Below are 12,968 nucleotides of genomic sequence, written 5' to 3' on the forward strand. Positions count from 1 at the left end.
CATGCGCCAGCGTGATTCGCGGCGCGCACGACACAGGAGACAAGACCATGACACTCAAGAAGCTGGCTGGTGCACTGATGGCGGTAGGACTGGGCGCAGCAGCATTCGGCGCACACGCACAGGTAAGCGGCGACAAGGTGAAGATCGGCTATATCACCGATCTCTCGGGCCTGTATGCCGACATCGACGGCCAAGGCGGCGTCGAGGCGGTCAAGATGGCGATTGAGGATGCGGGCGGCAAGGTGCTCGGCAAGCCGATCGAGCTTGTGACCGCTGACCACCAGAACAAGGCCGACATCGCTGCCTCCAAGGCGCGCGAGTGGATGGACCAGCAGGGCGTGGACATGCTGCTGGGCGGCACCAACTCCGCTACCTCGCTGGCGATGGCCAAGGTGGCCGCCGAGAAGAAGCGCCCGTTCATTGCCATTGGTGCAGGTACGGCACGCCTGACGAACGAAGAGTGCACGCCGTACACGATTCACTACGCATATGACACGGTGGCGCTGGCCAAGGGCACCGGCAGCGCGGTGGTCAAACAGGGCGGCAAGTCGTGGTTCTTCCTGACCGCCGACTACGCTTTCGGCCACTCGCTGGAGAACGACACCGCAGCCGTGGTCAAGGCCAACGGTGGCACGGTGGTGGGCTCGGTCAAGCACCCGCTGTCGGCATCGGACTTCTCGTCGTACCTGCTGCAGGCGCAGTCGTCCAAGGCGCAGATCCTGGGCCTGGCGAATGCTGGCGGCGACACGATCAACTCGATCAAGGCGGCCAAGGAATTCGGCATCACCAAGTCGATGAAGATCGCTGGCCTGCTGATGTTCATCAACGACGTGCACAGCCTGGGCCTGCAAACGGCCGAAGGCCTGTTGATGACCGACAGCTGGTACTGGGACATGAACGACGCCACGCGCAAGTTTGCCAACCGCTACTTCATGAAGATGAAGAAGATGCCGAGCAGCCTGCAAGCGGCTGACTACTCGGCGGTGTCGAACTACATCAAGGCCGTGGCCGCTGCTGGTACGGATGATCCGGACAAGGTGATCGCCCAACTGAAGAAGACCGAGCTCAACGACTTCTTCGCCAAGGGCAAGATCCGCGCCGATGGCCGCTACGTGCACGACATGTACCTGATGCAGGTGAAGACCCCGGCTGAATCGAAGAAGCCGTGGGACTACATGAAGATCGTGACGGACATTCCGGGCGACCAGGCGTTCACCACCCCGGCCGAGTCGAAGTGCTCGCTGATGAAGAAATAAGCAGGTAAGCAATCTGGCGCTGCTGCCCACGTGGGTGGCAGTGCCGTCTATGTTGTGTTGGTGTTCTTTCCCTGACCGCGATGGAAATCTTCGGCGTTCCGCTACCGGCCATGCTCAGCCAGCTGCTGCTGGGTCTGGTCAACGGTTCCTTCTATGCGATGTTGAGCCTGGGCCTTGCGGTCATCTTCGGGCTGCTCAACGTCATCAATTTTGCGCACGGTGCGCTGTTCATGCTGGGCGCGGTGCTCACGTGGATGGGCTTCTCGTACCTGGGCCTGCCGTACTGGGCCATGCTGGTGCTCTCGCCGCTGGCGATCGGCGTGCTGGGCATGGTGATCGAGCGCACGCTGTTGCGCTTCATCTACAAGCTTGACCACCTGTACGGCCTGCTGCTCACGCTGGGTGTGACGCTCGTCCTGGAGGGGGTGTTCCGCGCCATCTACGGGGTGTCGGGCCTGCCGTATGACACGCCCGAACTGCTGCAGGGTGCGACGGATCTCGGCTTCATGATGCTGCCCAACTATCGCGCTTGGGTGGTGGTGGCCTCGCTGGCGGTGTGCTTCGCCACCTGGTTCATGATCGAGAAGACGAAGCTGGGCGCGTACCTGCGTGCTGGCACGGAGAACCCGAAGCTGGTCGAAGCCTTTGGTGTGAACGTGCCGCTGATGGTCACGCTCACCTACGGCTTTGGTGTGGCGCTCGCGGCGTTTGCCGGCGTGCTGGCGGCACCGGTCATCCAGATTTCGCCGCTGATGGGGCAGAGCATGATCATCACCGTGTTTGCGGTGGTGGTGATCGGCGGCATGGGCTCGATCCTCGGTTCGATCATCACCGGGTTGGGCCTGGGTGTGATCGAGGGGCTGACCAAGGTGTTTTATCCACAGGCGTCGGCCACCGTGGTGTTCGTGATCATGGTGCTGGTGCTGCTGGTGCGTCCGGCCGGCCTGTTCGGTAAAGAGAAATAATGCGAAGCGGCACTATGCAAAACACCTCTTCCCTCAAATACGTCCTGTACGGCCTGCTGTTGGTGGCGCTGATTGCGGCGCCGCTGGTGGGCGCGTACCCGGTGTTCGTCGCCAAGCTGCTGTGCTTTGCGCTGTTTGCGTCGGCCTTCAACCTGCTGCTGGGCTATACGGGGCTGCTCTCGTTCGGGCACGCGGCGTTCTTTGGCGGTGCGGGCTACGTGGCCGGTTACATGATGCGTGACCTGCATGTCACGCCGGAGCTGGGCCTGCTGGCTGGCACGGCGGCGGGCGCCTTCATCGGGCTGATCGTCGGTCTGCTGGCCATCCGCCGCCAGGGCATCTACTTCGCGATGATCACGCTGGCGCTGGCGCAGATGCTGTACTTCTTCTGCCTGCAGGTGCCGTTCACCGGCGGTGAGGATGGCCTGCAGGGCGTGCCGCGCGGCAAGCTGTTCGGCGTGCTGGACCTGGCGGATGACCGGACGCTGTATTACGTGGTGCTGGTGATCGTGGCGGCAGCCTTCCTGCTGATCGTGCGCACCATCCACTCGCCGTTCGGGCAGATCCTCAAGGCCATCAAGGAGAACGAGCCGCGCGCCACGTCCCTCGGCTATGACACCGACCGCTTCAAGCTGCTGGCCTTCGTGCTGTCGGCGGCGCTGACGGGTCTGGCCGGCTCGCTCAAGACGCTGGTGCTCGGCTTCGAGACGTTAACCGATGTGCACTGGTCGATGTCGGGTTCGGTCATCCTGATGACGCTGGTGGGTGGCCTGGGTATCCTGTCGGGCCCGCTGCTGGGCGCGGCGCTGGTGATTGCGCTGGAAAACAAGCTCGGCGACATCGGTACCTTCCTGGCGGGCGCCACCGGCTTCGACGGCTTTAACGTGCTGGGCGAGTCGGTCACGACGGTCACGGGTGCGATCTTCGTGATCTGCGTGCTGACCTTCCGCCGCGGCATCATGGGCGAAATTGCTGCACGTGTACCTTGGTTGCGGCGCTAGGGTCACAATAGCGGGAAATGGCGTCGTATCCCCCCCCGAAAGGGTGATCTCGGAGCTTATTTGGTGCTTAGTGCACCGTAAGGGTTTGCTCTAGTTGTTGCGTTGCGGTGCATTCTTTACAGTCTCGTTACGGTTTTCGCACGAGATAAATGAGGCGGGAGCGAGGAGACGACAGCACACACCGCACGTACGGTGGAGATGCAAAATAGATAAAGGCCCTGCCTGGTGATCCCCGGCAGGGCCTTTTAGTTTGTGCCTTCAGTGCACGGCGCTTGCCGCCAACAGGGCCCGGCCCCGGGCGCTGACTGTCACCAGATGCAGTTCTGGTGGAAACCCGGGTGCGCAGTCCACCAGCCCATCGATGCACGCATCTTCCCAGATTGACAAGCGCGGACACGACGTTCGCCAGGTTTCCAGCACCTCTGCGTAAGGCCTGGGCCGCTCGGCAAGCGACTGCAGCAATTGCAGCGTGAGAGCACGGGTCGGGTCGGGCATGCTGGGGCTCCTTGGGATCACCCACCCATTCTGGTCGGCGCCGATGCACAAGAGAAATGCATTCGGAGTCGACGCCTATGCGGGCGCTGCATGACAATGGCGCCTTCGCTGTGAGCCGCCCATGACCCTGTCCACCCGCCTTGCCACGCCCGATGACCGATCGCGCCTGTTGGCCGCCATCGCATCGAGCGCTTCGCCTCTGCAATTAGCACACGCCGTTGACACGCTGCTGGCCCAGCCGAGTGTGCATCCGTGCTTTCTTGTCGAGGCGGATGGAGCACTGGTTGGTGTTGCGCCGATCACGCTGGTGCCGCACGTGGCGCTGGGCGGGTTAGTGGCGTGGCTGCCGGTCGGCGTGATGCTGTTTTCCGATGACGTGGCCACGCGGGACGCGGCGCTGGCTGCCGTCGGTGAGTACGCTCGCGCACATGGCATACTCCATGTCCTGCTGCCGCCCGCGGCGCTTGCCGCGTATGACGCCACCGCGCTGGGCTTTGCGCCGGATGCGTCCGGCTGCTGGCGCCGCAGCGCGCGCCCGTCGCCCAAGTCGCTGGGCTAATCCGTACCGATCACCCGCCTGTTTCTGTTTCCCTGATGGAATTCGTTTTGCTCGCCGCAGCCGGCTTTCTGGCTGGCCTGATCGATGCCGTGGCCGGTGGTGGCGGCCTCGTGCAGATTCCCGCGCTGTTCTCGGCATACCCGAACATCGCGCCGGCCACGCTGATCGGCACCAACAAGGTCGCGTCGATGTCGGGTACGGCCACGGCGGCAGTGCGCTATGGCCGCACGGTGCGCATCTATTGGGGGGCGACGGCACCGGCGGTGGTCACGGCGTTTGCGTTCTCGCTGCTGGGCGCGTGGGCGCTCATGCATATCCCCGCCGAACCGCTGCGCCGCGCGCTGCCGTTCGTGCTGGCAGTGCTGCTGATCTATACGGTGGCCAAAAAGAACCTGGGTGCGGAACACGCTCCCAGCCTCGCCGGTTGGCGCGAGCGCGCGGCCGCGTTGTTGGCCGGTGCCGTCATCGGCTTCTACGACGGTGTGTTTGGCCCAGGCACCGGCAGCTTCCTGATGATCGTGTTTGTGCGCGTGTTCGGGTACGACTTCCTGCACGCGTCGGCTTCCACCAAGATCGTCAACCTGGCGACCAACGTGGCGGCCTTGCTGCTGCTGGCCTCCAAGGGCCACGTGTGGTGGCAGCTCGGCCTGGTGATGGCCGTGGCCAACGTAGCCGGCAATCAGGTGGGCAGCCACCTTGCGCTGCGGCACGGCAGCCGCTTCGTGCGCAAGGTGTTCATCGTGGTGGTGCTGGCGCTGATTCTGAAGACGGCCTACGACGCGTTTATCCGTTGAGCTGGGTGTCGAGCGCCACCGTGCGCTCGGTAATCACATCGCCCGTGTGCTGCGTGGTCACGGTCTCAATCAGCATGATCCCGCATTCCTCGTCAGCAACAGGGCAGTGGCGCACGCCGCGCGGCACCACGCAGAACTCGCCGGGGCCGAGGTGCACGTCGGCACGGTCTTCGAAGGCGATCTTCAGGCGGCCGTAGACCACGAAGAACAGTTCGTCTTCGTTCGGGTGGTCGTGCCAGACGAACTCGCCCTTGAGCTTGGCGACCTTGATGTACTGGTCATTGACCTGGCCGACGATGCGCGGCGACCAATAGTCCGTCACCTGTTCCAGTGCGTGCGCGACCTGCACGGTGTGTCCTGCGAGCATGATGGGCTCCAGTGTGGGGAGGCCCTGAAGATAGGGGCGCACCCTGCGCATTCCCAACCAATCTTTCTAATTGCACGGATCACGCGGGCTAATGCCGGGGTGCACGGGGATGGTGCTGTCACTGGATTGACGCATGCACACACTAGGCTGCAAGGTTCCGCCTTCTTCTGTGCAGCAGTGCCATGGCCCTGAGCCTCGACGATATCCAAACGCTATTTGACCGCCACGGCGACATCGCCTACAGCGGCGAGCCCGTCACCCAGCTGGAACACGCGCTGCAGACCGCAACGCTGGCGGAACAGGCGGGAGCGTCGGATGCACTGGTGACCGCCGCGCTGCTGCATGACCTCGGCCACTTGCTGAACCTGCAGGGCGACACGCCCACCGCCCACGGCATCGACGATCAGCATCAGTACTTTGCGCTGCCGTTCCTGCGTGCGACGTTTCCCGACGCGGTGCTGGAGCCGATCCGTCTGCACGTGGACGCCAAGCGCTGCCTGTGCGCGATGGATGCGCATTACTACGCGCGTCTGTCGGCCGATTCCGTGCGCAGCCTGGCGTTGCAGGGCGGGGTGTTTTCCGCCGAAGAGGCTGAAGCCTTCATGCAACGCCCCTACGCGGTAGATGCGCTGCAACTGCGCCGCTGGGACGATCTTGCCAAGGTGGAAGGCATGTCGACGCCGGATCTCACACACTTTCTGGCGACGGCCGCACGTGTTTCAAAAACGGCGTCAAACGCAGCGTAGGCTGCGCAGCGTCGTGCCCACGGCTTCATCCCACGGCGTGTGCGGCTCAGTGCCCAGCGCCTGCACGAGCTTGGCGTTGTCCATGCGCACGGGGTGCTGCCACAGGTAACGCATCTCGCGCATCTCGCGCAGCATCTCCGAGAACGGCGCCAGCAGGGGCAGCACCCACCACGGGAAGGGACGCGTTTTGACGCGGTGGCCCACCACGCGGCCGATCGATGCGGTCATCTGCGTGCCGTCGGCATCCCAGTGGCCACGCATGTGATAGACGGCAAAGTCGGGCAGGCGGTCGCCCAGTTCGATCAGGCGCAGCATCGTTTCGGCCACGTCTGGCAGATACGCCCACTGGTGCCCCACGCCGCGTTCGCCCGGGTAATTGAGGGTGCCCACCGCTTTGCCGGGCCGTACCAACGCGCTGGCAAACCAGGTGTTGCCGGTTTGCGGTCCGAAGAAATCCCCCGCCCGCACGATCAGGCTGCGCACGCCGTTGGCGCTGGCGGCCTGCATGCGTCGCTCCAGCTCTGCGCGGATCTTGCCCTTGCGCGTGAGCGGCGCTTGCGCGGTGGTTTCGCGCAACACCGGAAAGGTCTCCGGCGCGAAGTTGTACACCGTGCCCGGCAGCACGATGCGTGCGCCTGATGCGCGGGCCGCGGCGATGGTGTTGTCGATCATCGGCAGTACCTGGCCGGCCCAGTTCTTGTAGCCCGGCGGGTTGACGGCGTGGATGATCAGCTCCGCGCCTTGCGCTGCGCCCACCACGTCCTCGCGCACCATCGCATCCCCGCGCACCCATTCGAAGTCGGTGTTGCGATCCGTCAGCGCATCCGGATTGCGCTGCAGTGCGCGCACATGCCAGCTGCGTGCCACCAGCCGCCGTGCCACCTCGCCGCCGATGCCGCCGGTGGCGCCCAGTACCAATGCGATGCGCTTTGCTTGTGTTGCCTGTTCCATGACCCTGCTCCCGAGTGAATGAGCGTTGCGATGGAGGCATTCTGGTCGCGCTTGTGCTTCAATGGAATTGTTGATGATGAGCGTGCAACTATACAAATTTGTATGATGGAATCCGGGTCCTACACAGAACCAGGCTGGGAGCTGTATCGGACGTTTCTTGCCGTCGTGCGGGAGGGTTCGCTCTCGGGCGCGGCGCGTGCGCTGGGGCTGACACAGCCCACGGCGGGGCGGCATGTCGATGCGCTGGAACAGGCGCTGGGCCTGTCGCTGTTCGTCCGCACGCAGCAGGGCCTGAGCCCGACCGAGGCCGCGTTGTCGCTACGGCCTTTTGCGGAATCGCTCGAAGCCACCAGCGCCGCGTTGCTGCGCGCCGCCTCCAGTCAGGGCGAGGGTGTACGCGGCACCGTGCGCATCACCGCGAGCGAGGTGGTGGCGGTGGAAGTGCTGCCGCCGATCCTCGCGGATCTGCACGCTGCGTATCCGGAGTTGACCCTCGAACTCGTGCCGTCCAACCGGTTGGAGGATCTGCTGCGCCGCGAAGCCGACATCGCCGTGCGCATGCAACCGCCGAGCCAAGGTGTGCTGGTCGCTCGCCACATCGGCGGTATCGAGTTGGGTGTGTACGGGCACCGACGCTATCTGGAGCGGCGCGGTGTGCCCGCCACGCTGGGCGATCTCACCGGTCATACGCTGATCGGCTACGACAAGGAGAACGCTTTCCTGCGCAGCGTGCGCGCGCAGTTGCCGTGGATTCAACGCAATCGGTTTGCGCTACGTACCGACAGCGATCTCGCCGCGATTGCCGCATTGCGTGCGGGCTTCGGTATCGGCTTCTGCCAGGTGGGGTTGGCGCAGCGCAATCCGGAGCTGGTGCGCCTGTTTGCTGACGAGGTTTCGATCACGCTCGACACGTGGCTCGCCATGCATGAAGACCTGCGTGACAGCCCGCGGTGCCGCGCCGTGTTTGATGCGTTGGCGGTGGGGCTGCAACGCTACATCCATGGCGATTGAGCGATCGCGCTATCGCTATCTGCCCTGACGCAGCGGATCGAGCAGGCCTTTCAGGCCGTTGTGATCCAGCTCCTGCATCAGCGCCAGCAAGCGGCCGATCTGCCCCGGCGGAAAGCCCTCACGCGCAAACCAGTTCAGGTAATGGCCCGGCAGGTCGGCAATGAGCCGGCCCTTGTACTTGCCGAAGGGCATTTGAGTGGTGACGAGGCGTTGGAGGTCTTCGGGGTTCATGGGCGTTATTGTGCCGTGTCAGCGCGAGGCGGCCGCCACAATCAACCCCGCCAACACCACACACAACGGCGAATACACCCACGTATCCCGCTGCGCAAACACGCTGCCCCTCACACGCTTGAAGAAGCCAACGTAGCGGAAGTCGCCCACCGCACGCAGCGCGAAGATGGCGGCCAGCAAGAAGGCGCCAACGCGCAGTACCTCATGCGGAACCGGTGCTGTGAGGATGCCGGACGCAGCAGCCACCCAGGCCGCCATGACCAGCAGGATCAGCGCGATCACCGCCGTGCCGATTGCGCTGGGCTTGAACACCGGTACACCACCCACCGACGGCAACGCGGCCTGTTTGCCAGCGGCGCCGCCTGCCGCCCAGTACAGATGCGTCAAGCCAAGGAAGGTGAGCACTGCGCAAGCGATACGGCCGGCGACGAGGGCGAGGAACATGATGGTGGCTCAGAGGAAGATGGCCCGAGTGTAATCAGCCATGCAGCGTGCTGCGACAGCTACGGTGTCGCACCCTAAACCGGCACGCGCGCTGCCACCTGCTCCAACACATGTGTCACGAAGCTTGTGAGCTTCGGCAGCGGCCGGCGATCCTGCCGGTACACGAGGTGGATTGGCCGAGGCTCGGGTGCATACGCCTGCAGCACGCGCACCAGCCGGCCATTCGCCAGGTCCTCAGCCACCAGCACCTCCGGCTGCAGCAATAGACCGGCCCCCGCAATCGCCGCCATGCGCAGGCCGTGCCCGTCATTGCAGGTGAAGGCCGGATCATCACGCCACGGTGTGCCGCCGTCCCAGCCCGCAAGCTGCCACGCATTGCGGTTGTTCCACACCATGTGCGAGAGGCAGCGATGCTGCGGCAGGTCTGCCGGCGTCTCGGGGCGGCCATGCCGTGCGAGGTAATCCGGTGATGCGCAGATGACCATGCGATACACGCACAGCGGCTTGGCCACCAGATCGGCATCGCCCAGTGCGCCGATGCGGATGGCGAGCTCGAACCCCTCGTCGACGAGGTCGACCATGCTGTTGCTGAGGTTCAGCTCCACGCGCACCTGCGGATGGGCCTGCTGGAACGTTGCCGCCAGCGGGGCGATGACGCACGCGCCGAAGGTGGTGGGCGCGCTCACCCGCAGCGTGCCCGACGGTGAGGCGCGCAGTCGTTCAACTGAGGTCTCCGCCCAGCGCACCTGCTCCAGCACGCGCTTGGCATCTTCATAGAACACGCGGCCCGCGTCGGTCAGGCTCTGGCGGCGCGTGCTGCGCTGAAGCAGGCGGGCGCCCAGCCGCGTCTCCAGTTCCTGCACATACTTGCCGACCATCACCGCCGACATCTCTAACTGCGCCGCTGCCTCGGTGAAGTTGCCGCCTTCTACTACGGCGACGAAGGTTTCCATGCTGCGCAGCTTGTCCATATTCCGAATCTACGGTTAGAGATGGCCGAAGGTATCACGGCTTTATCGCATTTGGAGTTCGGCAAACAATGGCGTCATTCCAACCGAATCAGCAAAGGAGCACAGCATGAAGATCGTCGTAATTGGCGCCAGCGGCACGCTTGGCCGCGCCGTGGTGGCGGAACTGGAGCAGGGCGGGACGCACGAGATCATCCGCGTGGGCCGCGTGCAGGGTGACCACCAGGTCGACATCACCAACGCCGACAGCGTCGCTGCGCTGTTCGACAAGCTCGGCCGCGTGGATGCCATCGTCTCCACCGCCGGCAACCTGTTCTTCGGGCCGTTGACCGAGATGTCGGCGGCGGATTTCAATATCGGCCTGCAGGACAAGCTGCTCGGGCAGGTGCGTCTGGCGCTGGTTGGCCAGCACTATCTGAACGACGGCGGATCGATCACGCTCACCACCGGCATCGTCGGGCAGGAGCCGATTGCGCAGGGTGCCAACGCAACGGCGGTGAATTCGGCTGTCGAGGGGTTCGTGCGCGCTGCTGCGTGCGAGTTGCCACGCGGTATCCGCATCAATGCAGTGAGCCCGACCGTCCTGGCCGAATCGATGGGCGCGTACGGACCGTTCTTCCCCGGCTTCGAACCGGTGCCGGCGGCGCGTGCGGCGTTGGCATATCGCCGCAGCGTGGAAGGGGTGCAGAGCGGGCGGGTGTATCAGGTGGGGGGCTGACCCCGCGCGAGTCGTGAACACGTTAAGGACAAGGGAATCTCCCCCTTGCCCGCGCGGCGTGACTCCTTCTAGACTCCTTCATCCCCGACCCAGCGGTCGGCCAATTTCCAGACAGGGCGGGCGCAGAACCCGCCAGCACACTTCAGGAGACGGCATGAAGGTTTCGCGCGCATCCCGCATTGCACTCGCCGCCACGGCGCTCTTGGCCGGCACTGCGTTCGCCCAGGTGAAGGTCGGCATCACGGTGTCGGCCACCGGGCCGGCGGCTTCGCTGGGGATTCCAGAGAAGAACACGGTGGCGCTGCTGCCCAAGGAAATCGCGGGCAAGAAGATCGAGTACATCGTGCTCGACGATGCGTCCGACACCACCACCGCCGTCAAGAACACGCGCAAGCTCATCACCGAAGACAAGGTGGACCTGGTGATCGGTTCGACCGTCACGCCCAATTCGCTGGCGATGGTGGACGTGGTGGGCGAGAGCGAAACGCCGATGATCACGCTGGCTGCATCGGCACGCATCATCGAGCCGATGGATGCCAAACGCGCGTGGGTGTTCAAGACGCCGCAGAACGATTCGCACATGGCCACCGCCATTGCCGAGCACATGGCCAACCACGGCGTGAAGACCGTTGCGCTGATCGGCTTTGCCGATGCCTATGGCGATTCGTGGGCGCAGGAGTTCGACAAGGTGGCCGGGCTGCGCAAGCTGCAGGTAGTTGCCAACGAGCGCTTTGCGCGCACCGATACGTCGGTGACGGGGCAGGTGCTGAAGATCATGAATGCGAAGCCGGATGCCGTGCTGATCGCAGGCTCGGGTACGCCGGCTGCGCTGCCGGAGCGCGCGCTCAAGGAGCGGGGCTACAAGGGCAAGCTGTATCAGACGCACGGCGTGGCGAATGCCGACTTCCTGCGCGTGTGCGGCAAGGACTGCGAAGGCACGTTCCTGCCGGCGGGCCCGATCCTCGTCGCCGAGCAACTGCCCGATAGCAACCCGGTGAAGAAGCCGGCACTGGCGTACAAGACGGCGTACGAGAAGATGTATGGCGGTCAGGTTTCGACCTTTGGCGGTCACATGTGGGATGCCAGTCTGCTGTTCGCGCATGCGATGCCTGAGGCGCTGAAGAAGGGGCAACCGGGGACGCCGGCCTTCCGCAAGGGCTTGCGCGACGCGATGGAGACGACGACCAATCTGGCGATCTCGCACGGTGTGATGAACATGAACGCCAAGGATCACCTGGGGCTGGATCAGCGCTCACGTGTGATGGTTGAGATCGAAGGCGGCAAGTGGAAGCTGCAGAACTGACGACGTAGCCAGCGGTATCGCCCCACGCAAAACGCACGGTTCGCGCCGTGCGTTTTGCTTTCTGGGGCTCAAGCGTTGACCAGGCTTTGCGGGACTGGCGATGCCGTGGTCTCGGGCAGCGCGGCCTGGATCTCGGCGAGGTCCGCGTCAGTCAGCTTCAGGTCCGCCGCACCGAGCAGGCCGTCGAGCTGATCCGGCCGTCGTACGCCGACGATGGCGCCGGTCACCACCGGGTTGCGCAGCGTCCACGCGATGGCGACTTCGGCGGGCGTCCGCCCATGCCGTGCGCCCACGCCACGCAGCACTTCCACCAATGCCAGGTTGTGCGTCAGGTTCGGCTCCTGAAACTCCGGGCTGCGCTGTGCGCGCCAGTCGTTGGCCGGCAGCGCGGCGATGCGCTCGCGCGTCATGCGCCCCGACAGCAGCCCCGATTGCAGCGGCGAATAGACGATGTTGCCGATGCCATGTGCTGCCGTGTACGGCAGGATCGACTCCTCGATGCCGCGCATCAGCAGCGAGTAGGGCGGCTGCAGCGCGGTAATCGGCGCGACGGACTGCGCGCGCGCCATCTGCGTCGCATCGAAGTTCGACACACCGATGTGGCGGATCTTGCCGGCTAGCCGTGCCTTGTCGAGCGCCGCGACGGCCGCCTCGATCGACTGTTCCGCCGCGCCCGGCGGAAAGGCTGGCCAGTGGAGCTGGTACAGATCGATCGCCTCCACCTTCAGCCGGTACAGGCTGTCGTCGATTTCACGTGAAAGCGATGCTGGATCGAGCGAATGCGAAAACCGCCCCTGCGCATCCCACACCAGCGAGCCCTTGGTGAACACATACGGCCGGCGGCTGGCGGGCAGTTCGCGCAGTGCGCGGCCGACCACGCTTTCGGCGTGGCCCAGCCCGTAGGCGGCGGCCGTGTCGATCCAGTTGATGCCGGCGTCGGCCGCCGCGGCAATGGCGGCGATGGTATCGCGGTCATCCTGGACGCCCCAGCCGTATTCCCAGTTACCGCCACCCGAGGCCCAGGTACCGAAGCCGAGCGGGGAGATGAACAGGTTCGATTGACCAAGTTGTTGCGTCTGCATGGCGATGTCCTTGTCGGAGGAGGAGAGGAGTCGCCAGTCTAGGCAGCGTGATCGCGCCGATTAAGTGGATAGAATCG

General features: G+C 64.6%; 16 protein-coding genes. 9 read left to right on the top strand and 7 right to left on the bottom strand.

Annotated features, from left to right (window positions below; genetic code table 11):
* Positions 1-47: 47 nt before the first annotated feature.
* The 3 genes from PI87_RS13610 (at position 48) to PI87_RS13620 (ending at position 3,222) form a co-directional block, all read left to right on the top strand.
* Positions 48-1,256 carry an ABC transporter substrate-binding protein gene (locus PI87_RS13610; protein ID WP_039598250.1) on the top strand — a complete coding sequence of 403 codons (1,209 nt, stop codon included), beginning with the start codon at positions 48-50 and terminating at the stop codon, positions 1,254-1,256.
* 80 nt (positions 1,257-1,336) lie between these two features.
* Positions 1,337-2,221, top strand: coding sequence for a branched-chain amino acid ABC transporter permease (locus tag PI87_RS13615; RefSeq protein ID WP_039598251.1), 885 nt, complete (start codon positions 1,337-1,339; stop codon positions 2,219-2,221).
* A 14-nt stretch (positions 2,222-2,235) separates the two neighbouring features.
* On the top strand, positions 2,236-3,222 hold the full coding sequence (locus PI87_RS13620) for a branched-chain amino acid ABC transporter permease (protein ID WP_039598252.1): 987 nt from the start codon (positions 2,236-2,238) through the stop codon (positions 3,220-3,222).
* 258 nt (positions 3,223-3,480) lie between these two features.
* On the opposite strand, the gene PI87_RS13625 is transcribed toward PI87_RS13620, so the two are convergent.
* A complete protein-coding gene (locus PI87_RS13625; protein ID WP_039598253.1) occupies positions 3,481-3,717 on the bottom strand; it encodes a hypothetical protein in 237 nt (78 codons plus the stop codon).
* A 121-nt stretch (positions 3,718-3,838) separates the two neighbouring features.
* On the opposite strand from PI87_RS13625, the gene PI87_RS13630 reads away from it, so the two are divergent.
* On the top strand, positions 3,839-4,276 hold the full coding sequence (locus tag PI87_RS13630; RefSeq protein WP_039598254.1) for a hypothetical protein: 438 nt from the start codon (positions 3,839-3,841) through the stop codon (positions 4,274-4,276).
* A gap of 35 nt (positions 4,277-4,311) precedes the next feature.
* Positions 4,312-5,070 (top strand): sulfite exporter TauE/SafE family protein, encoded by a 759-nt coding sequence (locus PI87_RS13635; protein ID WP_039598255.1) that lies wholly within the window; start codon positions 4,312-4,314, stop codon positions 5,068-5,070.
* Here the strand turns inward: PI87_RS13635 and PI87_RS13640 are convergent.
* Entirely contained in the window at positions 5,060-5,437 is a 378-nt protein-coding gene (locus PI87_RS13640) for a cupin domain-containing protein (protein ID WP_039598256.1), read from the bottom strand. The two genes, PI87_RS13635 and PI87_RS13640, sit on opposite strands and share 11 nt — an antisense overlap.
* A 182-nt stretch (positions 5,438-5,619) precedes the next feature.
* Between PI87_RS13640 and PI87_RS13645 the strand changes: the two genes are divergently transcribed.
* Complete coding sequence (locus PI87_RS13645; protein ID WP_039598257.1) at positions 5,620-6,183, top strand: phosphonate degradation HD-domain oxygenase; 564 nt, start codon at positions 5,620-5,622, stop codon at positions 6,181-6,183.
* Here PI87_RS13645 and PI87_RS13650 read toward each other — a convergent pair.
* On the bottom strand, positions 6,169-7,134 hold the full coding sequence (locus PI87_RS13650; RefSeq protein ID WP_039598258.1) for an SDR family oxidoreductase: 966 nt from the start codon (positions 7,132-7,134) through the stop codon (positions 6,169-6,171). The genes PI87_RS13645 and PI87_RS13650 overlap by 15 nt on opposite strands.
* Before the next feature lie 105 nt (positions 7,135-7,239).
* Here PI87_RS13650 and PI87_RS13655 point away from each other — a divergent pair, with 105 nt between their 5' ends.
* Positions 7,240-8,145: a LysR family transcriptional regulator gene (locus PI87_RS13655; protein WP_039598318.1), complete on the top strand. Its 906-nt coding sequence runs from the start codon at positions 7,240-7,242 to the stop codon at positions 8,143-8,145.
* Between the two features lie 15 nt (positions 8,146-8,160).
* Here the strand turns inward: PI87_RS13655 and PI87_RS13660 are convergent, their stop codons facing one another.
* The 3 genes from PI87_RS13660 to crgA form a co-directional block, all read right to left on the bottom strand.
* Entirely contained in the window at positions 8,161-8,376 is a 216-nt protein-coding gene (locus tag PI87_RS13660; protein ID WP_027678837.1) for a DUF3820 family protein, read from the bottom strand.
* A gap of 18 nt (positions 8,377-8,394) precedes the next feature.
* The gene (locus PI87_RS13665) at positions 8,395-8,820 is read right to left on the bottom strand and encodes a DUF3995 domain-containing protein (RefSeq protein ID WP_052321533.1); all 426 of its coding nucleotides are present in this window, start codon (positions 8,818-8,820) and stop codon (positions 8,395-8,397) included.
* A gap of 74 nt (positions 8,821-8,894) precedes the next feature.
* Positions 8,895-9,791 (bottom strand): LysR family transcriptional regulator CrgA, encoded by an 897-nt coding sequence (gene crgA, locus PI87_RS13670; RefSeq protein WP_039598259.1) that lies wholly within the window; start codon positions 9,789-9,791, stop codon positions 8,895-8,897.
* A gap of 106 nt (positions 9,792-9,897) precedes the next feature.
* Between crgA and PI87_RS13675 the strand changes: the two genes are divergently transcribed.
* Together PI87_RS13675 and PI87_RS13680 are read left to right on the top strand one after the other, a co-directional pair.
* Complete coding sequence (locus PI87_RS13675) at positions 9,898-10,506, top strand: short chain dehydrogenase (RefSeq protein ID WP_039598260.1); 609 nt, start codon at positions 9,898-9,900, stop codon at positions 10,504-10,506.
* A gap of 154 nt (positions 10,507-10,660) precedes the next feature.
* Positions 10,661-11,809, top strand: coding sequence for an ABC transporter substrate-binding protein (locus PI87_RS13680; RefSeq protein ID WP_039598261.1), 1,149 nt, complete (start codon positions 10,661-10,663; stop codon positions 11,807-11,809).
* Between the two features lie 68 nt (positions 11,810-11,877).
* Here the strand turns inward: PI87_RS13680 and PI87_RS13685 are convergent, their stop codons facing one another.
* Entirely contained in the window at positions 11,878-12,891 is a 1,014-nt protein-coding gene (locus PI87_RS13685; RefSeq protein WP_039598262.1) for an aldo/keto reductase, read from the bottom strand.
* Positions 12,892-12,968: the final 77 nt, after the last annotated feature.

This window comes from Ralstonia sp. A12 (assembly GCF_000801955.1).
Classification (GTDB): Bacteria; Pseudomonadota; Gammaproteobacteria; order Burkholderiales; family Burkholderiaceae; genus Ralstonia.